Origin of the sequence: Paeniglutamicibacter sp. NPDC091659 (assembly GCF_044756805.1) — a bacterium.
Classification (GTDB): Bacteria; Actinomycetota; Actinomycetes; order Actinomycetales; family Micrococcaceae; genus Paeniglutamicibacter.
In genome coordinates this window covers 75,790-96,779 of record NZ_JBIVTO010000014.1, presented here as the reverse complement: position 1 = coordinate 96,779, position 20,990 = coordinate 75,790, and the positions used below count along the sequence as shown (strand labels likewise).

17 protein-coding genes are annotated in these 20,990 nt (G+C 65.5%); 14 read left to right on the top strand and 3 right to left on the bottom strand.

Annotation, left to right across the window (positions count from 1 at the left end):
- Positions 1-18 precede the first annotated feature (18 nt).
- The 3 genes from ACIQLF_RS19960 to ACIQLF_RS19950 are packed head-to-tail and all read right to left on the bottom strand — an operon-like array spanning position 19 to position 3,672.
- Positions 19-1,932: a flavin-containing monooxygenase gene (locus ACIQLF_RS19960; RefSeq protein ID WP_400302417.1), complete on the bottom strand. Its 1,914-nt coding sequence runs from the start codon at positions 1,930-1,932 to the stop codon at positions 19-21.
- Between the two features lie 50 nt (positions 1,933-1,982).
- On the bottom strand, positions 1,983-2,795 hold the full coding sequence (locus ACIQLF_RS19955; RefSeq protein ID WP_400302415.1) for an alpha/beta fold hydrolase: 813 nt from the start codon (positions 2,793-2,795) through the stop codon (positions 1,983-1,985).
- Positions 2,788-3,672: an ABC transporter ATP-binding protein gene (locus ACIQLF_RS19950; protein ID WP_400302412.1), complete on the bottom strand. Its 885-nt coding sequence runs from the start codon at positions 3,670-3,672 to the stop codon at positions 2,788-2,790. The genes ACIQLF_RS19955 and ACIQLF_RS19950 overlap by 8 nt, the downstream gene beginning before the upstream one ends.
- Before the next feature lie 353 nt (positions 3,673-4,025).
- On the opposite strand from ACIQLF_RS19950, the gene ACIQLF_RS19945 reads away from it, so the two are divergent.
- From ACIQLF_RS19945 to ACIQLF_RS19880, 14 genes are all read left to right on the top strand, one after another.
- Positions 4,026-4,859, top strand: coding sequence for an SDR family NAD(P)-dependent oxidoreductase (locus ACIQLF_RS19945; protein WP_400302411.1), 834 nt, complete (start codon positions 4,026-4,028; stop codon positions 4,857-4,859).
- Positions 4,860-4,900: 41 nt separating this feature from the next.
- Complete coding sequence (locus tag ACIQLF_RS19940) at positions 4,901-5,752, top strand: ABC transporter permease (RefSeq protein WP_400302409.1); 852 nt, start codon at positions 4,901-4,903, stop codon at positions 5,750-5,752.
- Positions 5,753-5,845: 93 nt separating this feature from the next.
- Entirely contained in the window at positions 5,846-6,661 is an 816-nt protein-coding gene (locus ACIQLF_RS19935) for an SDR family NAD(P)-dependent oxidoreductase (RefSeq protein WP_400302407.1), read from the top strand.
- A 113-nt stretch (positions 6,662-6,774) separates the two neighbouring features.
- Positions 6,775-7,677 carry a LysR family transcriptional regulator gene (locus ACIQLF_RS19930; RefSeq protein WP_400302405.1) on the top strand — a complete coding sequence of 301 codons (903 nt, stop codon included), beginning with the start codon at positions 6,775-6,777 and terminating at the stop codon, positions 7,675-7,677.
- Positions 7,678-8,075: 398 nt separating this feature from the next.
- A complete protein-coding gene (locus tag ACIQLF_RS19925; RefSeq protein WP_400302403.1) occupies positions 8,076-10,289 on the top strand; it encodes an acetate--CoA ligase family protein in 2,214 nt (737 codons plus the stop codon).
- A 2-nt stretch (positions 10,290-10,291) separates the two neighbouring features.
- The gene (locus ACIQLF_RS19920; RefSeq protein WP_400302400.1) at positions 10,292-11,866 is read left to right on the top strand and encodes an acyl-CoA carboxylase subunit beta; all 1,575 of its coding nucleotides are present in this window, start codon (positions 10,292-10,294) and stop codon (positions 11,864-11,866) included.
- Between the two features lie 10 nt (positions 11,867-11,876).
- Positions 11,877-13,262 carry an acetyl/propionyl/methylcrotonyl-CoA carboxylase subunit alpha gene (locus tag ACIQLF_RS19915; RefSeq protein WP_400302398.1) on the top strand — a complete coding sequence of 462 codons (1,386 nt, stop codon included), beginning with the start codon at positions 11,877-11,879 and terminating at the stop codon, positions 13,260-13,262.
- Positions 13,263-13,264: 2 nt separating this feature from the next.
- Complete coding sequence (locus ACIQLF_RS19910; protein WP_400302397.1) at positions 13,265-13,486, top strand: biotin/lipoyl-binding carrier protein; 222 nt, start codon at positions 13,265-13,267, stop codon at positions 13,484-13,486.
- A gap of 2 nt (positions 13,487-13,488) precedes the next feature.
- Positions 13,489-14,505: an NADPH:quinone oxidoreductase family protein gene (locus ACIQLF_RS19905; protein ID WP_400302395.1), complete on the top strand. Its 1,017-nt coding sequence runs from the start codon at positions 13,489-13,491 to the stop codon at positions 14,503-14,505.
- A gap of 72 nt (positions 14,506-14,577) precedes the next feature.
- Entirely contained in the window at positions 14,578-15,696 is a 1,119-nt protein-coding gene (locus tag ACIQLF_RS19900) for an ABC transporter substrate-binding protein (protein WP_400302392.1), read from the top strand.
- Positions 15,693-16,778, top strand: coding sequence for a phosphotransferase family protein (locus ACIQLF_RS19895; protein WP_400302390.1), 1,086 nt, complete (start codon positions 15,693-15,695; stop codon positions 16,776-16,778). Before ACIQLF_RS19900 ends, ACIQLF_RS19895 begins: the two co-directional genes overlap by 4 nt.
- On the top strand, positions 16,779-18,032 hold the full coding sequence (locus ACIQLF_RS19890) for an acyl-CoA dehydrogenase family protein (protein WP_400302388.1): 1,254 nt from the start codon (positions 16,779-16,781) through the stop codon (positions 18,030-18,032).
- Between the two features lie 457 nt (positions 18,033-18,489).
- Positions 18,490-19,611: an ABC transporter substrate-binding protein gene (locus tag ACIQLF_RS19885; RefSeq protein ID WP_400302386.1), complete on the top strand. Its 1,122-nt coding sequence runs from the start codon at positions 18,490-18,492 to the stop codon at positions 19,609-19,611.
- Positions 19,612-19,972: 361 nt separating this feature from the next.
- A complete protein-coding gene (locus ACIQLF_RS19880; protein WP_400302384.1) occupies positions 19,973-20,989 on the top strand; it encodes a PDR/VanB family oxidoreductase in 1,017 nt (338 codons plus the stop codon).
- The last annotated feature ends 1 nt before the right edge of the window (position 20,990 follow it).

Sequence of the window (20,990 nt, the reverse complement as noted above, 5' to 3'; positions counted from 1 at the left end):
AATTGAAGTCATGGGGGATTAGCCGAGCTTGTAGTCTTCGGTGCGGACCTTGGAGGTGCGCTCGAAGTAGTTCCGTGCCGGCAGCGGCCACATGATGGTGGAGCGGCCCTCGGCGTTCATGTACCAGGAGTGGGTCTTGGACCAGCCCCAGGTGCGCTTGGCGCTTTCGGAGACGATTTCCTTGTCGTACGCGAAGAACACGTCGTCGCGCAGGTCCATCGACTTGTAGCCGCCGGTTGCCAGGGTCTTGATCGCGTCGAGCATGTAGACGGCCTGGCATTCCAGGAAGAAGACCAGGTTGCCGTGGATGACGGTGTTGGTGTTCGGCCCGTACATGCAGAAGAAGTTCGGGAAGCCCGGAAGCGTGGAACCGAGGTAGGCGCTGGCGTCGATGCCCCAGGTCTCGTGCAGGTCCTTGCCGCCGATGCCCGCGACGGACATCGGAAGCAGGAAGTCGGCGGCCTTGAAGCCGGTGCCCAGCAGGATCACGTCGGCCTCGATGTGCTCGTCGCCGAGCCACACGCCGGTCTCGTCGACGCGGTTCACGCCCTGGGAAACCAGGCGGACGTTGTCGCGCTTGAGGGTCTTGACCCAGGTGCCGTCGTCGCAGATGATGCGCTTGGCGGCCGGCGGGTAGTTCGGGATGATCTGCTTGGCCAGCTCGGCGTCGTCGCCGGCCTGGTCGAGCAGGTAGGAGGTCAGGTCGAGGCGCAGCGCCTCGTTGGCCGCAGAGACCGAGACCTCGGTCGGCCCGAAGTCCTCATCGACGGTGGCGGCCGCGAGGTTGCCCACGACGCGCGGCAGGAAGATCGAGAAGCGGTAGTAGGCGCGGTACTGGTTCAGGTTGTTCAGCAGCCAGCGCTCGCCGTCCGCGATCTCCTGGCGGAGCACCGGGGTGGAACGCAGCCACGGAGCGCTGCGCTGGAAGATGGTGACCTGTTCGGCGACCTTGGCGACTGCCGGGGCGAACTGCAGGGCGCTGGCGCCGGTGCCGACGACGACGACCTTCTTGCCGGAGAAGTCGATGCTGTGGTCCCACCGCGCGGAGTGCACGATGGGCCCCTTGAAGGTGTCAAGGCCTTCCAGGTTCGGGACCGAGGGGCGGTTGAGCTGGCCCACGGCGCTGACCACGATGCTGGACTCGAAGGTTTCCCCGACGCCCTGCTCGGTCTTGGTCTCCAGCGTCCAGGTGCTGGTGTCCTCGTTCCAGCGGGTCGCGGTGACCTCGGTGCCGTAGACCATGTGCTCCAGCAGGCCGTTGTCCTTCGCGAACTGGTGCAGGTATTCGTGGATCTTGTCCTGGCGCCCGAAGTGCGTCTCCCAGTCGTGCTGGGTGAAGGAGTAGGTGTAGATGTGGCTGCGCACGTCGGTGCGGCAATCCGGGTAGGTGTTTTCCCACCAGGTGCCGCCGACGTCCTGGCTCTTCTCGATGATCTTGAACGGGACGCCCGCCTGCTTCAGGCGCAGGCCGGCGAGCAGGCCGGAGAAGCCGGCACCGATGACCACGGCGTTCAGGGCGGTGTCCGGGGCAATGTCCGCAAGCTTCCACTCCGGCTGGCGCGGGTCGGTGTTGTTCGGGATGAAGGAGACCTCGGACATGGCCAAGGCGTCCTCGACGGGCGCACCCATCAGCCAGGTGCTCATGGCCAGGCGGAGTTCCTCGCTGGGAACCGAAGCCCAGATGTTCTGCGTCGCCAGGTGCGGTGCCAGCAGCTCGAAGCAGACGGCGCGGGCTGCGGCCTCGGCTTCCGCATCCAGGCCGCTGCTCGGCAGGGCCCGGAGGTTCGGGCGCCATTCGTCGCGCAGCACGCTGGTGTCGCCGGTGACATGGGCAGTCAGCATGATCAGCGCAGGGACCTGGGCCGACTCAAGGTGGGCGGCAAGTTCTTCTTCACTGACCTGCGTCGTGGTGCGATCCAGGGTCTTGTTCATTTCTTCTCCGTAAGGCAGTAAATAAGTGGGTGCGGCGGGCTCGAGGGCCGTTAGCGTGTCCAGCAATCAAGGCTGTCGAGGAACGGCCGCACCGTTGCGGCGACCTCGTGGGGGTTCTCGAAGGCGACGAGGTGTCCGCCCTTGGCAAAGAGCAGCTCCGCGCCGGCGATCGAGGCCGCAAGCTGCTCGACGACCGGGCGGGGGATGCTCCGGTCATCGTCGCCGCCGACGACGAGGGTTGGCGGCGGCGAGTCCAGCTGGAAGTCGCCGACCGTGGTCATGGCCTCGAAGTACTCGGCGATCGTGTTGCCGCCGGCCTCGAGGAACTGTGTGCGGGCCTGCTGGACCATGGGGTTGGAGGCATCGGTCGAGTTCTCGCCGAACCAGCGGTGCATGGTCACGTCCTCGACGTCCTCGAGCCCGTGGGGGGCCCGCACCTCTGCCCCGCGGGCCAGGGTTCCGCGGGCCGCCGCCTCGTCGTAGGCGCCGCGTGTTGCCATCAGGATCTGTGCGTCGACGCGGTCGGGGAAGCTGCCGGTAAGGGCCTGGGCGACCATGCCGCCCAGCGAGATGCCCAGGATGACCGAGCTTTCGACGTTCTCGGCGTCCCACATGGCGGCGATGTCGCGGGCGACGAGGCCCAGCGTCGGGGCGGTGTCGCCGCGCGGGCTTTCCCCGTGGCCGCGGAAGTCGGGCGCGAGCAGTTGGTATTCTTCGCCGAGCGCCTCGGCCAGGGGTGCGTACCAAGACCCGTCCAGCGCCAGCGAGTGCAGGACGGTGATCAGGCGCGGCCCGTGGCCGTACTGGCGGTAGGCCACGGTGGCGCCTTCGGCGCCGGCAACTTTTTGCAGGGTCTTAGCCATTCTTGCTCTCCTCCCGGATGCGCTGTTCGGCGAGATCGACTTCGCTCCGAAGTCGATCGGACATGTCGTGGAAATAGGACTTGAAGAGATCGGAATCCCGGCGCATCTCCTGGCGCCGCGGGCGCTCGAGATCGATCTTCATGTCGACGACCATGCGGCCCGGGCGGCTGGCCATCAGAATCACACGGTCGCTCAAGAGGATGGCTTCCTCCAAATCATGTGTCACGAAGATGACGGTGGGACGCTCGGCCTCCCACAGGCCGGTGAACTCTTCCTGCTGGATCGCACGGGTCTGTGCGTCGAGGGCCGCGAACGGCTCGTCCATCAGCAGGACCTTGGGGTTCTGCACCAGGGTGCGCGCGATGGCCACGCGCTGGCGCATGCCCTGCGAGAGGTGCAGGACGTCGGAATCGGCGAACTCGTGCAGGCGGACCTTGCGCAGCCATTCCTCGGCGCGCACGCGGCGCTCTTCCTTGGGAACGCCGCGGATCTCCATGCCGAGCTCCACATTGCTGCGGACCCGGCGCCACGGAAGCAGGGCGTCCCGGGCGAAGAGGAACGCAGCGTCGTTGCTTCCGGGACGCACCGGCTTGCCGTCGATGAGGACCTTGCCCGCGCGCGGCTTCAGGAGGTTGCCGACCATGCCGAGGGCAGTCGTCTTGCCGCAGCCCGACGGGCCGACGATGCTGACGAATTCCGAGGGTTCGATGCGGAGATTGAAGTTGTCCAACACCCGCACCGGCCGGTCGCCATGGAGGAAGCTGTGGTTCACGTTCTGGAACTCGACGGAGACCCCGCTGGCTGTGGACGGCGTGGCCGTCGATTCCATCGCAAGTGTTTCGCTATCGCCGGTTGAACGGAGGGTTGAATTGGGCATTGTCGCTCCAGTCATTAGTTTGCGGGGCCGACCCGTTTGGCAGTCTGCTGTGGTTCACGATTGCTGAGCCGGCGCCGTCATTGGTCACGCTGGAACAGCCTTGAACAAGGGGAAACCGGGGTGGTTTGAGTTGTGGTGCACGTCACCAACTTGTCCATGAATCGTTGAACACCTTGGCGACAGAGTCAAGAAAAAGTCGGCCAATCCGGGCCTATCGCCTCGATAGCGATTCCAACATTGCCCTTGGTTGCAAATGGAACGAAGCTTTCTCAAAACGCACCATTGCCATGAGGGCCCGCCGTGCGTGAGTCAGCCGCACACACCGGGCGCGCACCAATTCAGGAGGACGTCAGATGACGAACACAGCCATCACCAACAGCAAAAAGGTGGGTACGACCACCTTCGATTTCACCGGCCAGGTCGTCATCGTGACGGGCGCATCCGGCGGTATCGGGCAGGCGCTCGCCGACAAGTTCGCCGCAGCCGGCGCAGACTTGATCCTGCACGGCCGCAAGGCCGAGACACTGGAAGCAAAGGCCGAGCAGATCCGCGCGCTCGGACGCAAGGCCGTCGTGGTCACCGGCAACATCAAGGAACCGGCGACCGCCGATGCGCTGGTCAGCGCGGCCCTCGAGGAATTCGGCCGGATCGACATCCTGATCAACAACGCCGGCGGCAACTTCGCCGCGCGCCTGGAGGACCTTTCCGCCAACGCGTGGAATGCGACGATCGGCACCAACCTCACCGGCGCGTTCCACACCGCAGTCGCCTGCCTCCCGGTCTTCGAGAAGCAGGGCGGCGGCAACATCATCAACGTCGGCTCGGGCTCGGCGAACTATGCACACCCGATGCGCGGCGCCTACGCCGCCGCCAAGGCGGGGCTTGCCTCGCTGACCAAGACCATGTCGTGGGAGTGGGCCGACCGCGGCGTGCGCGCCAACTGCGTCGAGCCCGGCGCGACCCTGACCCCGTCCTCGCGCTTCGCCTCGGAAGAGGTCGAGAAGTCCTTCGGCGAGTTCCTGGCACTCGGCCGCGTGGGCCTGCCGGAGGAAGTCGCCGACGCATGCCTGTACCTGTGCTCCGGCGCGTCCAGCTTCATCACCGGAACCGTCCTACAGGTCACCGGTGGACCGCACACTTCTTCGCCACTTGACTCGAAGCTCGTCCGAGCCCCGCGCGAAGCCTAATTCATCCAGCACCACCGAATACCGTAAGGGAAAGGTTTGACATGGAAACGATCTCCACAGCCGATAACTTGGTCGCCACCTCTGGCGCCCCGGCCTACAGCGACAGCATGATCCTCGCGGAACGTCGCCGATCGCGCATCAACCGACAAGTGAGTGTCTGGGGCCTGAGGGTCGGCCTGCTCGCCGCATTTGTCTTCACCTGGGGCTTTGTCACCAGCCAGGGGATCATGGATCCGACGCTGGTTTCCACTCCCGGCGAAGTCGGGACATCCTTCATCAAGCAGCTGGGTGACGGGACCTTCTGGGTCGACGTCTCGGCGACGTTCAGTGGCGCCATGGCCGGTCTGGTCTCCGGTGCGATCCTCGGCATCCTGGCGGGCGTCACCTTCGCCCGCGTCGAGGTCCTCCACGTCGCGGCCAGGCCCTTCCTGACCTTGATGAACAGCCTTCCGCGTCCGGCGTTGGCTCCGATCTTCATCCTCTGGTTCGGCCTTGGCTTCGGCCCGAAGGCACTGGTTGCCTTCAGCGTCGTGTTCTTCGTCCTGATGACCAGCACCATGGGTGCCCTGCAAAGCATCGACCACGACATCAAGCAGTTGACCCAGTCGCTGGGCATGACGCGCAGGCAGCGCTTCTTCAAGATCGAACTGCCCTCGGCGTTGCCGTCGATCATTGGCGGGCTGCGCCTGGGCGCCGTCTACTCGGTGCTTGGCGCCGTGGTTTCCGAAATGGTCGGCGCCTACACCGGTCTGGGTCAGCGGTTGGTCGTCGTGACCAACAACTTCCAGGTTTCGGAGACCTTCGCAATCCTGCTGGCCATGGGCCTGTTGTCCATGGTCCTGGACCTTTCCATCTCCGGCGTCCAAAAAGCGGTTACCAAGTGGACGCGCTAGTTCGCTAGCGGTCCAAAACAATGGCCCGAACGAAACCGGCCGGGGACACATCCAATGCGTCCCCGGCCGGTTTCGTACAACGAGAGGAACCCCATGGAAATCAGCAATCCCGCGCGGCCGCTTCCCGCCACCGGCATCGACCACGCGAACCTATTCAGGCTTGATGGCAACTCGTATGTCATCCTCGGCGCGGGCAGCGGCCTGGGCGAGCACGTTGCACGCACGATCGTCGGGCTGGGAGGGCGCGTGCTGTGCGTGGACATCAACACCGAGCCCCTGCGGTCGCTGGCCGAAGAGCTGGGCATGCCGTTCTTGGTGGCCGATGCCACCAGCGAGGACGGTGCCGAAGCCATCGCCGGGGCGGTCGTCGCGGAATTCGGGCAGATCAACGGGTATGTCGATGTGATCGGGCAGATGCACCGCAACCAGATAGCCGGGTACTCGTTGGAGGCCTGGGAGCAGGACTTCAAGACGAACCTCGGCCACGCCTTCCTGGCGGCAAGGGCCCTGGCGCCCCTGGTTTCCAACGGATCGATTGCGTACGTCTCCAGCACCGTCGCCTCACGGGGAGGTTTGTTGGCGCCGGGCTACGGCCCGGCCAAGGCCGCGCTGGAAATCTGGGTCAAGCAGATGGCCGCGGAGCACGGGCCCCGCGGCGTCCGGGTCAACGCGGTGGCCCCCGGCCTGTTCCTTTCTCCGCGCGTGGCGGCCAAGGAGCGCAGCAGCCAGGAGGAGCGGGCCCTGTCTTCACGGTCGGTGCTCGGCCGGCTCGGTCAGCCGTTTGAAATCGCTGCGGCGCTTGCTTTCCTGCTTTCGCCCGCGGCGGGTTACATCACCGGAACCACGATCCCGGTCGAGGGCGGCGCATTGTCCCGGGATTCCACGGGTCTCGACGAGTTGTTTGGCTGAACTCGGGTGGGTGCATCGGGTTCGACTCCTTCACGAAATCCCGCAACGGAGTGCGATCAGGGTAACGTGGGCCACATGCGGCTTGTGGCCGCGACAGTTAGAAAGAGATTGCCATGAGATTTGCGCAGTTGCGCTACCTGGAGGCGGCATTGCGAACCGGATCGTTCCGGCAAGCCGCCAAGGAACTCGATATTTCCCAGCCGACGATCACCAACCAAGTGCAGCGGCTCGAAGAAGATCTCGGTGTCATCCTGGTAACCCGCGGGGCCAAGGGCGTGCGCCCGACCTATGCCGCGGAAAGGATCCTGCCACACGTGGTTGCAGCGGTCCAGGCCGAGAGGATGCTGCGCGAGGAGGCCAGCGCCATCGGCGGACTGAAGCTTGGCACCGTCCGGCTCGGCACGGTGCCGGCCGCATCTCAGACCATCCTTCCCAGGGTGGTCAAGCGCCTGCTGACCGAGTTCCCGAACGTGCGGTTCGAAGTGGACGAGGGGCCGTCAAGAATGGTTGTCAGCGGCGTCATCAGCGGCCAGCTGGACGTGGGACTGGTGACCCGGTTGCCGGGCATCGAACTGGCCCCGGCCGAAGACACCTTGATCCACCACATCAACCTGAGCTCCGGCCGGTTGGTCTTGTGTGTTCCCGAAGGGCACAGGCTCGCCGACAAGGACGACTTCGTCCCCTCGGACCTCGAGGGGGAGGCACTGATATTCCCCGCGGAATCAAGCATCTTCTGTAAGGCGTGGGAGCGTTTGCTCGAGGGGGTCGAAGCCAAAATCGTATTCACCACTCCCAACGCGGAGGCATCGCAGGCCATGGTGCGTGCGGGGGTTGGAATCTGCATGGCGAACACGCTGCTGGACTCGACCGTCAGCGGCAACGGCGTTTCGCTGGTCCCGCTACCCTTCGAGTGGGCGCATGCCAGCACCGCGGCCATCGTGCGGAAGGACGAGGCCAGGTCCTCGGCAGTGCAGGCGTTCCTGCGCCTCCTGCGGGAGAGCGCCAAGGCCATCTAGGGGCCAGCCTCGATATGAACGTCTTGACGGCTCGAGAGGGTCCCGGCGGGCCCGGCCCCCGGCAACGAGCAACCCACGAATGCCCGGCAGGAAACTGCCGGGCATTCCGCATTCCTGCGGCGTGCGTGCGACCCGGGCAGAGGTGGACCGAGGCGCCGAAAAGGCGGTTCTAGGGTGGCCGTCGGGGTTCGAAAAGCGTCCCGCTGAAGGGTGCGATTCACGGTTTTGGCTGCATTCAGGGCCGGAAAAAATGCCGGTGATAAAGGCCTCCGATAGCGCAGGCATATCACCGTGCCAGCGCCAAAATGCTTCCCAGAATTGGTTTGACTCAGGAGACTGAAGTCACACCGGGCGCGAGTTCTTGCCGTCCGATCCAACGTTCAGTGAGGTGCCCCCAGTTGTTAGTCGATACAGCCAAGCCTAGTAGCTCCGCCACCATCGTTGAGTTCATTGCGCAGGCCAAGACCCGGGAGTCGGCCATGTTCACCGAAGCAGAAGGAAAATCCCTGCTTTCGGCATTCGGAATCGATACCCCCCAGGGCGTTGAAATCGCCGTGGGTGAGGAACTTCCCGGCCACCTTCGTGAGCCCCTGGTCGTCAAGGCGATCTCCACGACTCTCGTCCACAAGTCGGATGCGGGCGGTGTCCGCGTCGGCGTGACCCGCGCCGAACTCAACGAGGTCGCTGCGCAGATGCGCGAAAGCCTTGCCGATTTCGGGCACAAGCTCGACGGCCTGCTGGTCGAGGAAATGGTTCCGGCCGGCCACGAAATCATTGTCGGCGCAGTGCGTGCCCCCGGACTGGGCTGGACCGTCATGGTTGGCCTGGGCGGCGTCCTGGTCGAGGTCTTCGAAGACGTGGCCTTCGGCCTGGCGCCCCTGTCCGAAAACCAGATCCGCGACATGCTCGCCGAACTGCGCGGCATGAAGGTGCTCAACGGCGCCCGCGGCGGCGTCAAGGCAGACATCGACGCGCTGGTCGTCCTGATCTCCCGCCTTGCCGGCCCCGCCGGCCTGCTGGCCTCGCTGCCGGAAGACGTCACCGAGATCGACCTGAACCCGGTCATCGTTTCGGACACCCGTGCCGTGGCGGTCGACGCCCGCTTCGTCGTCGGAGAGGTCGAGGCAAAGCCGGCCGCCGCGATCGAGGCCAAGCCCACCGACTTCGCCCCGCTGTTCACACCGCGCCGCATCGCGGTGCTCGGAGCCAGCGGAAAGCGCCCGAACCTGGCCAACCGCTTCATCCGCAACATCCTTGCCGGCGGCTTCGACGGGACGATCATTCCGGTCAACCCCACCACCGCCGTCATCGAGGGCCTGCCGGCCGTTGCCTCCCTCGCCGAGGTCACCGAGCCGATCGACTACGCCTTCGTTGCCCTTCCGGCGGCACGCGTCGCCGAGGCGTTGGGAGCCGGCGCCGGCCGCGTGCGCTTCGCACAGGTCGTCTCCAGCGGCTTCAGCGAGATCGAAGAGGGCGTCGAACTCGAGGCGCAGCTTGTCTCGACGGTCCGCGAGTCGGGCATCCGCCTGATCGGCCCGAACTGCCTGGGCACCCACGCCTCGGCCGGAAAGCTCTCCTTCGTCCCCGAGGCACCGCTGACCCCGGGCACCACCGCCGTGGTTTCGCAGAGCGGCGGTTTGTCGGTCGACATCCTGCGCGTCGGCGCCTCCAGCGGCATCGACTTCCACTCGGTGGTCAGCATCGGCAACAGCGCCGATGTCAGTGCCGCCGAACTTGTCTCCTCCCACCTGGGCAACGACGAGGTCCACGTCATCGGCCTGTACCTGGAATCGCTCAGCATTGCCCGCGAGGTCCTGGACGTGCTTGACGCGGCCGAGACCCGCAAGCCGGTCGTGCTGCTTGCCGGCGGCCGCACCAGCGGCGGATCGCGTGCCGCCACCAGCCACACCGGCGCCCTGGCAGGCAACCACCGGCTGTGGCCGGCCATCGCCCGCCAGGCCGGCATCACCCTCGTGGATTCGCTCGCCGACTTCGCCACCGCCCTGCACGCGCTCTCGACCGTCGACCTCGGCGTCAAGCCAAACGGCAACGAGGCCGTCCTGTTCGGCAACGGCGGCGGAGCCAGCGTGCTCGGCGCCGACGCACTTGACCGCCAGGGCATCTCCACCACGCCGCTTCCGGAATCGGTCATTGCCGAACTGGAATCCCTCGAGGTTCCGCCGGGCAACGGTTTCCACAACCCGATCGACGTTCCGGCCGGCACGCTGGCCGTCAAGAGCGGCGGCGTGGCGGGGGACATCCTCAAGGTCGTCCTGGCCGGCAGCGAACCCGCCGTGCTGATCACCCACCTGAACGTGGGCATCATCCAGCGCAACCTCGGGGCCACCCACGGCGACGTGACGGGAACCATCATCGACTCGATCGCCGCGGCCCGCGACGAATCACACTCGAACACCCACCAGCTCTTGGTGCTGAAGTCCGACGGCAGCGCCGGAACCGGCGACATGGTCAAGGCCTACGCCCAGCGCGCACGGGCCATCGGCATCCCGGTCTTCGGGGCCTTCGAAGACGCGGCATTGGCCTCACGGGCAGTGCTCGAACAGAGCAAGCAGATCCACCAGGCGTCGCTTGGCGCAGACGGAAGGCAGTAGAAATGACAACCGAAGCAGTCAAGACCGACGTGGTCGACATCGAGGAAGCCAAGCTGACCCGCGAGCAGGAGCACGAGAAGAAGCGTGCCGCTGCGCTGGCCATGGGCGGTTCCAGGAAGCTTGAGGCGCGCCGCGCCAAGGGCGAACTGAACGCACGCGAGCGCATCGCGCTGCTGCTGGACCCGGGAACCTTCCGCGAGAGCGGCCTGTTCGTGACCTCCGCAGTGCCTGCGGACCGCGACAAGACCCCCGCCGACGGCAAGATCACCGGAACCGGAGAGGTCGACGGCCGACGTGCGAGCGTTGTCGCCTACGACTTCACCGTCAAGGGATCGTCCTCGTCCCCGATCAGCAACAAGAAGATGTCCCACTTCAAGGAACTGGTCGTCAAGACCGGCCAGCCGCTGGTCTACCTCTGCGAATCCACCGGCGTGCGCATGCCCGACGCCATGGGCGGCACCGGCATGGGCTCCGCCAGCGGCAAGACCCGCTTCCTGCGCCAGCGCGAAAGCCCGTGGGTTTCCGCGGCCTTCGGCTACTGCTTCGGTTCGGCCGCCTGGCACACCATGGCCTCCGACTTCGCGGTCTTCCGCAAGGGTGCCGTGCTCGCCGTGTCCAGCCCCAACCTGGTCGCCCGCGCCACCGGCCAGCAGGTCGACGCCCAGGAACTCGGCGGCTGGAAGATGCACGCAGAGGTCACCGGCTTCGCCGACGCCGTCGCCGACACCGACGAGGAAGCGATCGAACTGATCCGCCGCTTCCTCTCCTACCTGCCCTCGCACAACGGCGAGACCCCGCCGCTCGCACCGATCCCTCACGGATCCGGCGAACGCGCCGAGGAAATCAAGAACATCGTCCCCGAGTCCCGCACCCAGACCTACGACGTGCGCAAGGTCATCGACATCGTCGCCGACACCGGCTCGGTGTTCCCGATCAAGGCCCGCTACGGCAAGTCCCTGGTCACCTCGCTGGCCCGCATCGGCGGCCAGTCCGTGGGCATCATCGCCAACAACCCGATGTTCAAGGGCGGCGCGCTGGACGGAGCGGCCTGCGACAAGGCGACCAGCTTCCTGGTTCTCTGCGACTCCTACAACATCCCCGTGGTCATGCTCGTCGACCAGCCGGGCTTCCTGATCGGCCTCGAGGCCGAGCGCAGCAAGGTCGCCGGCAAGATCATCAACTGGATGAACGCGCTCTCGCTGGTCACCGTGCCGAAGATCGCCGTCACCATGCGCAAGAACTACGGCCAGGCCCTGATCAACATGGGCGGCGGCGGCACCGCCGACGCGACGGCCGGCTGGTGGTCCTCCGAGGTCAGCTTCATGGACCCGACCTCCGCGGTCTCCGTGGTGTACGGCATCGACAAGGAAACCGACCCGGAGATGTACGAGCTGCGCCTCGCGGAGATGAACAAGGGCACCACCGCCTACGACGTGGCCCAGGTGTTCGGCTTCGAGCAGGTCATCGACCCGTCCGAAACGCGCGAGTTCATCCTCGGCGCCCTGAAGGACCACTACCGCGCCCGGACCAACGGTGTTGGCGAACACCTGTTGCGCACCTGGCCAACGAGCTTCTAAGGAGCGCATCATGAGTTCATTCCCAGAGTCACTGCTGATCGCCAACCGCGGCGAAATCGCACGACGCATCATCAAGACGGCAAACCGCCTCGGTGTCCGCACCATCGCCGTCTACCACAAGGTCGATGCCGGCCTGCCGTACGTTTCCGAGGCCTCCGTGGCCATCGAGCTCAAGGGCGACATGCCCGTGCAGTCCTACCTTGACCGCGAGCAGATCATCGCGATCGCCAAGGAATCCGGCGCCGCCGCCATCCACCCGGGCTACGGCTTCCTGGCCGAGAACGCCGGCTTCGCCCGCGAAGTCGCCGACGCAGGACTGACCTGGGTCGGCCCCTCGGCCGACGTCATCGACGTCATGGGCGACAAGGTCGAGTCCCGCCGCGCCGTTGCGGCCGCGGGCGTGCCGATCAGCGGCGACGCCGGCGCGGCGCTGAAGACCGGCGACGAGGCCGTCGAGGAAGCGGAACGCGTCGGCTACCCGGTCATGGTCAAGGCCTCCGCCGGCGGCGGCGGCATCGGCATGGCCGTGGCCCACGACGCCGACGAGCTGCGCAAGGCCTTCGAGAACACCAAGTCGATGTCGGAGCGCAGCTTCGGATCCGACCGGGTCTTCGTCGAGCGCTTCGTCGAGTCCGCACGACACGTCGAGATCCAGGTCCTGGGCCTGAACGACGGCACCATCGTGGCCCTGGGCGAGCGCGACTGCTCCACCCAGCGCCGCCACCAGAAGCTGATCGAGGAATCCCCGGCGCCGCACCTGGCCCCGGAGACCCGCGCACGGCTCATCGAATCGGCCATCGCGGCCGCGGGATCGGTCGGCTACCGCAACGCGGGCACCGTGGAGTTCCTGCTCGACACCCGCACCGGCGACTTCGTCTTCCTCGAGATGAACACCCGCATCCAGGTCGAGCACCCGATCACCGAGCTCACCCACGGCGTCGACCTGATCGAGCAGCAGCTGAGCATCGCGGCATCGGGCACGACCACCGCGGACTTCAACCCGGTGTCCCGCGGACACGCGATCGAGCTGCGCATCTGCGCCGAGGACCCGAAGAAGTTCTTCCCGCGTCCCGGCCCGATCGACGGCTGGATCGAACCGACCGGCGAGGGAATCCGCGTGGATTCCGGCTACACGGCCGGCACCGAGGTCACCCCGCACTTCGACTCGCTGATCGCCAAGGTCTGCGCGTACGGGGAAACCCGCGAGGACGCGCTGGCACGGGCCATCCAGGCCTGCGGCGAATTCCAGATCGAGGGCCTGGTCACCAACCAGCCGTTCCTGGAGGAGATCCTCGCCGACGAGGAATTCAACGACGGACGCTACGACACCGGACTGGTGGAGCGCATCCAGATACGACTTAAAGAACAGGCCAAGCTGGCCAAAAGGAGTGCATGAAAATGGCAGAGACAATTGTGGCAGACATGGGCGCCAACGTGTGGAAGATCCTCGTTGCCCCGGGCGACCGCGTGGAAGAAGACGACGTCTTCATGATCCTCGAGGCCATGAAGATGGAAATCCCGGTGACGGCCGAGGATGCCGGCACCGTGCTGTCCGTTGACGTGGCAGAGGGCGACGTCGTGGCCCCCGGCCAGGCACTGATCCAGTTCGAGTCGGAGTAACCATGCCGATCCCCAGCACCCTGAAGGCGTGGAACGTCACCGAGCTCGGCGAGCCGGTTGACGCGCTGCAGCTAGTTGAACGCGCGGTACCGGTACCCGGTGAAGGCCAGGTCCTGGTGCGCGTGCTCGCCTCCGCCGCCAACTTCCCGGACGTGTTGATGTGCCGCGGCGTGTACCAGGTCAAGCCGGAACTGCCTTTCACCCCCGGCCGTGAAGTGTGCGCCGAGGTCGTCTCGGCGGGCCCGGGCGTCACCCGCGCCGCCGTGGGGGACAGGGTGTTGGGCCTGACCACGTTGCCGCACGGCGGTTTCGCCGAGTACGCACTGATGGACCAGGACAAGGTGCACCAGGCACCGGAATCGCTTGACAACGTGCAGGCCGCCAGCCTGTTCATCGGCTACCAGACCGGCTGGTTCGGACTGCACCGGCTGGCCCGGATCCAGCCCGGCGAGACGTTGCTGGTCCACGCCGCCGCCGGCGGGGTGGGCAGCGCCGCAATCCAGCTCGGCAAGGCCGCCGGCGCGAAGGTGATCGGCGTGGTCGGCGGAGAGGCCAAGGCCGAATACGCCAGGAAGCTCGGCGCCGACCTGGTCATCGACCGCCGCAAGGAAGACTTCGTCGAGCAGGTCAAGGTGTTCACCGGCGGCAAGGGCGCGGATGTCATCTACGACCCGGTCGGCGGCGAAACCTACCAGCGCTCCACCAAGTGCATCGCGTTCGAGGGCCGGATCATCGTCGTCGGCTTCGCCGGCGGCGAGATCCAGAAGGTTTCGCTGAACCACGCACTGGTGAAGAACTACTCGATCATGGGCATCCACTGGGGCCTGTACAACACCAAGAACCCGGCGGCCGTCGATGACTGCCACCGGGAACTGGTCAAGCTGGCGAATGCCGGGGCAATCAGCCCGTTCGTGAGTGAACGCTTCTCGATCGACGGCGTTCCGGCCGGCCTGCAGAGGCTTGCCGATGGCAAGACGGTGGGCCGAGTGGTCATGGAGCACGCGGACAACACCGAATAACCACGTTTTGCAGATGCGGTGAATGAGCGCAGCCCGGGCCGTCAGGTCCGGGTCAACCACACAGGAGTATGAATGTTTGAGTCACAGAATGGCGGGTCGCCTCGTGGGGGCCTGCGGGCATTGGACAACGGAGTCTCGCGCCGGTCGCTGTTGAGGTACGCGGGACTTGGCGCGGCGGCACTGGGTTCTGTCCCGTTGCTGTCGGCCTGTGGCGGCGGGGCCCCCGCCAAGACGGGCGCCACGCAGAAATTCGGTGTTGCGGCGTTCCCCGGCGATGCATACTTCCTGGACACCATCAACCTGGAAAACAAGTTCTACGCATCGCACCAGCTTGAGGTTCCCAAGCACGTCACACCGCAAAGCGGTGTCCAGGCATTCCAGCTGATGGTTGCAGGCGCCGCCGACGGCTACGCATCGGACACGGGGCTGCTGATGGCAACCCACGCCAACAGCTCCAAGGGCAAGCGCCCGGTGCTGCTCGGTTTCCGGACCGTCGAAACCACCTATGGGATTGTTGGCGGCCCGAACAGCCAGTGGCCGGCCGCGGATGCAAGCTTCGAAGAGAAGATGCGCTCCCTGAAAGGCAAGAAGATCGGTGTCTCCGCGGTTGGCGCCGGCGGCGACCTGCAGCTGCGGTTGGCACTCGAACTTGCGGGTATGAAGCCCTCCGACGTCACGGTGCTGGCCGTGGGCCCCACGGCCCAGGGTATCCCGAACATCAAGGCCAAGCGCATCGATGCCTACGTCACCGTCCAGTGGACGGCAACCCGCTTCATTGCCAAGGAGACCGGCGGATCGGTCTTGCTCGACTTCGCAGAAGAGGGCATGCCCGACTTGATGCGCAACCAGGCGGTTGTGGCCATCGCGGTGCGCGAGGAAATGGCGCAGCAGCAGCCGGAGGTCGTGCAGAACTGGTTGGCTGCGCAGGACGAGGCCAGCAAGTGGATCGGCGAGAACAAGGAAGCGGCGGCCAAGCTGCTCAACGACAACGGGCTTGGCGGCAAGGGGCTGGAGATTGCCACGGAATACGTGGAGCACTACGTTTCCTCGGTGCAGCCGAAGCTGAACCCGATGTTCAAGGCGCCCCGGGAAACCGTTGAAAAAATGTCAGAACTCGCGCTGCGCTTTGGCAGCGTCAAGAAGGGCGATATCACCTATGAGCAGCTCGTACCGGAATTTGCACGCGCATGAGTAACGTGACGGCCCAGAAGGGCACAGAGAAAAAGTCGGTGGATTCCACGTCCCCGACCGGGCTCGATCTGGAAAATCTCACCCGGTGGTTGGCCACCGAGCGCCCCGGCATGGTTGCCGGCGAGCTTTCGGCGACGCTGATCCAGGGCGGCAAATCGAACCTGACCTACGAGCTCACCGACGGAACCAAGCAGTGGATCGTGCGTCGACCGCCGCTGGGCACCATCATGGCCACGGCGCATGACATGCGCCGCGAATACACCATGGCCGATGCGCTGGACGGAACCGATGTCCCGGTGGCGAAGATGTTTGCCTACTGCGGGGACAAGGACGTCATTGGCGCCGAGTTCTACATCATGGAACGCATCGACGGCGTACCCTACCGCTACGCCGACGAGTTGCGTCTGCTGGGCGAAGAGCGCACCCGCGCCATTTCGACCGAACTGGTCCGGACGCTGGCCAAGCTGCATGCAGTGGATCCCGCGACCGTCGGCCTGTCCGACTTCGGCCGTCCGGAGGGCTTCCTGGCCCGTCAGGTCAAGCGCTGGAAGACCCAGCTGGATGCCTCGTTCACCCGCGAACTTCCGGGTGCCGACGAACTCTACGAAAAGCTCGTCGCCGCGGTTCCCGCGGTCTCGGCCTCCGGCATCGTCCACGGCGACTTCCGCCTGGACAACGTGCTGATGGGCAGCGACGACATGCCTGCCGCGGTCATCGACTGGGAAATGGCAACGCTCGGGGACCCGCTGTTGGACCTTGCGCTGATGCTCACCTACCAGCGACGCGCCAAGATCGTTGCGGACCGGGACACCACCGACCCCGCAACCTACGACGTGACCTTGGCACCCGGGTACCTGTCGCAAGAAGAAATCATGGACCTCTACGAACAAGAGAGCGGACGCTCGCTTGACGGATTTGGATTCCATCTGGGCCTTGCCTGCTTCAAGCTGGCAGGGATTTCCGAGGGAGTCCGTTACAGACACATCAACCGCCAGACTGTTGGCGAGGGCTTCGAGGATAGCGGCAACACTGTTCCCCTGCTGCTGGAACTCGGACTCGAATCAATGAAGGAGTACAAGTAAATGGATTTCTCGACAGACGAGCGGACTGAACTGCTCAAGAAGGAACTTGTCGACTTCATGTACGGGCATGTGTACCCGAACGAAGCCGCCTACCAGGAAGAACTGGACGGACTCGAGAACCCTTACGCGTTCTCCGAGTCAAAGATCCTCAACGAGCTGCGCGCCGAGGCACGCAGCCGCGGGCTGTGGAACCTGTTCCTGCCCGGTGAGGGTGGTGCCGGCCTGACCAACATGCAGTACGCGCCGCTGGCCGAAATCACCGGCCGCAGCCGCACCCTTGCCCCGGCGGCACTGAACTGCGCGGCGCCGGACACCGGCAACATGGAGTTGCTTGCGGAGTTCGGCACCGAGGAACAGAAGGAAAAGTGGCTCAAGCCACTGCTGAACGGCGAGATCCGCTCGGCCTTCGCCATGACGGAACCGGACGTTGCGTCCTCGGACGCGACGAACATCGAGACCTCGATCGTGCGCGACGGCGACGACTACGTGATCAACGGCCGCAAGTGGTTCATCACCGGTGCGATGAACCCGAACGCCGAGATCCTGATCGTCATGGGCAAGACCGACCCGACGGCCGACCGCCACCGCCAGCAGAGCCAGATCCTGGTTCCGCGCAACACCCCGGGCGTTAACATCAAGCGCGGCATGAAGATCCTCGGCTTCGAAGACACCTACAACGGCGGCCACGCCGAGATCGTGTTCGAGAACGTGCGCGTTCCCGCGACGAACCTGATCGGCGGGGAAGGCGACGGGTTCGCCATCGCCCAGGCCCGTCTGGGCCCCGGCCGCATCCACCACTGCATGCGTGCCATCGGCATGGCCGAGCGCGCCATCTCCATGATGTGCGAGCGTGCGGACAGCCGTGTTGCCTTCGGCAAGCCGCTGAGCGACCAGGGCGTGATCCGTGACTGGATCGCCGAATCGCGCGTCCGCGTCGAGCAGCTCCGCCTGATGGTCCTCAAGACCGCCTGGCTCATGGACACCGTTGGCAACAAGGGCGCCCACACCGAGATCCAGGCCATCAAGATCGCCACCCCGTCCACCGTTGAATGGATCCTCGACAAGGCAATCCAGGTGCACGGTGCCGGCGGCCTGTCACAGGACTTCTTCCTGTCATCGGCATTCGCCTACGCGCGCACGTTGCGTTTCGCTGACGGTCCGGACGAGGTCCACAAGAACTCGTTGGCCCGCAACGAGCTCAAGCGCCAGCGCGCCCGCCGTGAGGCCCGCGCGGCCGCAGCAGCCAGGGCCTAAAGCAGAATCAAAAAGTCCCCCGTGCCGCAGTCGCGGCACGGGGGACTTTTGCGCGCCCGCAGCCCGTTCAACACCCGATAGCTGTCTCTTATCACCCTGCGCAAGTTGCGGTGCTTTCAATGCAGGCGGCCACCAAAGAGACTTGGGTCACACCGGGCGTTTAGTGCGCCGGGGAAAGGCCCGGACTGCGAAGACGGGCCGTGGATCGGTCAAGGGTCGCTTGGCCAACGGGGGATCCACCAAGGCCTGCGCAACACCAAAAATATTGCGGCGGCCAGTCCATGCAAACAACAGCCTGGCAGCCCGGCGGGTTTCGCACCCGCCTCACCTCAAAGTTTTGCCCGAACGGAAGCGGCGGGAGCAATAGCCATGGAGCGCGCCCTGACCAAGGGCCGCAAGATCTTGCTTCCGACGAAATCAGCTTCACCGAGCACGAATCAACCACGCAGGAGTATGAATGTTTGAGTCACAGAATGGCGGGTCGCCTCTTGGAGGTCTGCGGGCATTGGACAACGGAGTCTCGCGCCGATCGCTATTGAGGTTTGCGGGACTTGGCGCTGTAGCCATTGGCGCTGCGCCATTGCTGGCGGCCTGCGGGAGCAACGCGGCACCCGCAGGGACCGGTGCCACGCACAAGTTCAACGCTGCGGCGTTCCCCGGCGATGCGTACTTCCTTGACACCATCAACCTGGAAAACAAGTTCTACGCATCGCACCAGCTCGAGGTCGCCAAGCACATTACCCCGCAGAGCGGCGTCCAGGCGTTCCAGCTGCTCGTTGCCGGTGCCGTTGACGGCTATGCCTCCGACACGGGGCTGTTGATGGCAACCCACGCCAACAGCTCCAAGGGCAAGCGCCCGGTGCTGGTTGGTTTCCGCAACCTGGATTCCACCTACGGGATCATTGGCGGCCCGGACAGCCAGTGGCCGGCCGCGGATGCAAGCTTCGAGGAGAAGATGCACTCGTTGAAGGGCAAGAAGATCGGCGTCACGGCCGTTGGCGCCGGTGGCGACCTGCAGCTGCGGTTGGCCTTGGAATTGGCGGGCATGAAGCCCGGCGACGTCACGGTGCTTGCCGTGGGCCCCACCGCCCAGGCCATCCCGAACATCAAGGCCAAGCGCATCGACGCCTATGTCGGGGTCCAATGGACGGCAACGCGGTTTATCAGCAAGGAGACCGGCGGGACGATCCTGCTGGACTTCGCCGAAGCCAGTGCGCCGGACCTGCTGCGCAACCAGGCGGTTGTGGCCATCGCGGTGCGCGAGGAAATGGCGCAGCAGCAGCCGGAGGTCGTGCAGAACTGGTTGGCTGCGCAGGACGAGGCCAGCAAGTGGATCGGCGAGAACAAGGAAGCGGCGGCCAAGCTGCTCAACGACAACGGGCTTGGCGGCAAGGGGATGGATATCGCCACGGAGTACGTGGAGCACTATGTTGCCGACGTGCAGCCGAAGCTGAACCCGATGTTCAAGGCGACGGAGGAAACCGTGGACAAGATGGCCGAACTCGCGCTGCGCTTTGGCAGCGTCAAGAAGGGCGATATCACCTACGCGCAGCTCGTTCCCGAATTCGCGCGCGCCTAAGCGGGAACGCAAAACGCACCGAACGGTTCAGCGTCCTGCCCGGGTAGGCCATGGGCGTGGCTCGGTGGGGGCGGCGGCCGGCATTGACCGCCGGCGGCCAGGACGGGCCCCCGACCCTCGCCCGATCCGCCCGACGCCCCGCAATGCACCCGTGCGCCAGTTCACATTCGGCGGCGCCCTTGCCGTCACCCAAGCAGGGACAGCATCCCCGCGTACCGCACCTTGCGGCACGCGGGGATGCTTTTTGGTGTTGAAAACAGCCATTGTTCGCTGTCAAGCAATCGTCCGCCGCAGTGCGGCTATCACCTCGATAAGTCATGTGAGATTGCTTACAACACCCGCTAGCGCGCATGATCGAACCATGCCTACTACAGCCGCTTCGCTCTCGGTCGATGCTTCGTCGACCCCCAAATCCGCTGTCGGCCGCCCGGGAATCCAGTCCTTGCGGGTGGCGCGGAAAGATGTCCTCGCCGACGGTGTCGTGCGGCTGAGGCTCGAAGAACCAAACAACGCCCGCGTCCCCGATTGGACGCCCGGATCCCACATCGAACTGGTGCTCCCCACCGAGGACCAGGGTGCGCTCTCGCGCCACTACTCGCTGTGCGGGGACCGCTGGGACGCCCACTCCTACGAGGTTGCCGTGCTGCGCGAACCGAACTCGCGCGGCGGGTCGCACTATATCCACGACGTGCTGGCCGTCGGTGACATGATCACCGTGGGCACCCCGCGCAACAACTTCCTGCTCACACAGGGCACCCGCTACGAATTCATCGCCGGCGGCATCGGGATCACCCCGATCATGACCATGATCGCCGCAGCCGAGAAGCTGGGCATCGACTGGCACCTGCACTACGGTGGCCGCAGTCGCGTCTCGATGGCTTTCCTGGACGAGCTGGCCCAGTACGGCGACCGCGTCACCGTCTGGCCGCAGGACGAGCTGGGCCACCTGAACCTGTCCTTCCTCAACGAGCCCGTCGAAAACGGCCGCGTGTACTGCTGCGGCCCGGAGCCGCTGCTCAACGCCGTGGCCGGAGCGGCCTCCGAGTGGCCCAAGTGGGCGGTGCGCTTCGAGCGCTTCGTGCCGGCCACCCAGCCGCCTCCGGTGCGCACCGAACCGTTCGAGCTTGAACTGTCCCGCTCCAAGAAGTGCGTCACGGTCGGCACGAACGAGACGGTCCTGTCGGCACTGGGCAATGCCGGGGTTCCGGTGCTTGCCTCCTGCATGGAGGGAGTGTGCGGCACCTGCGAGGTCTCCGTCCTGCGCGGCACCCCCGAGCACCGCGACTCGCTGCTCAACGACGGTGAACGCGCCAAGAACGACCGAATGTTTGTCTGCGTGTCACGTTCGATCACCGACAAACTCGTCCTGGATCTTTAGG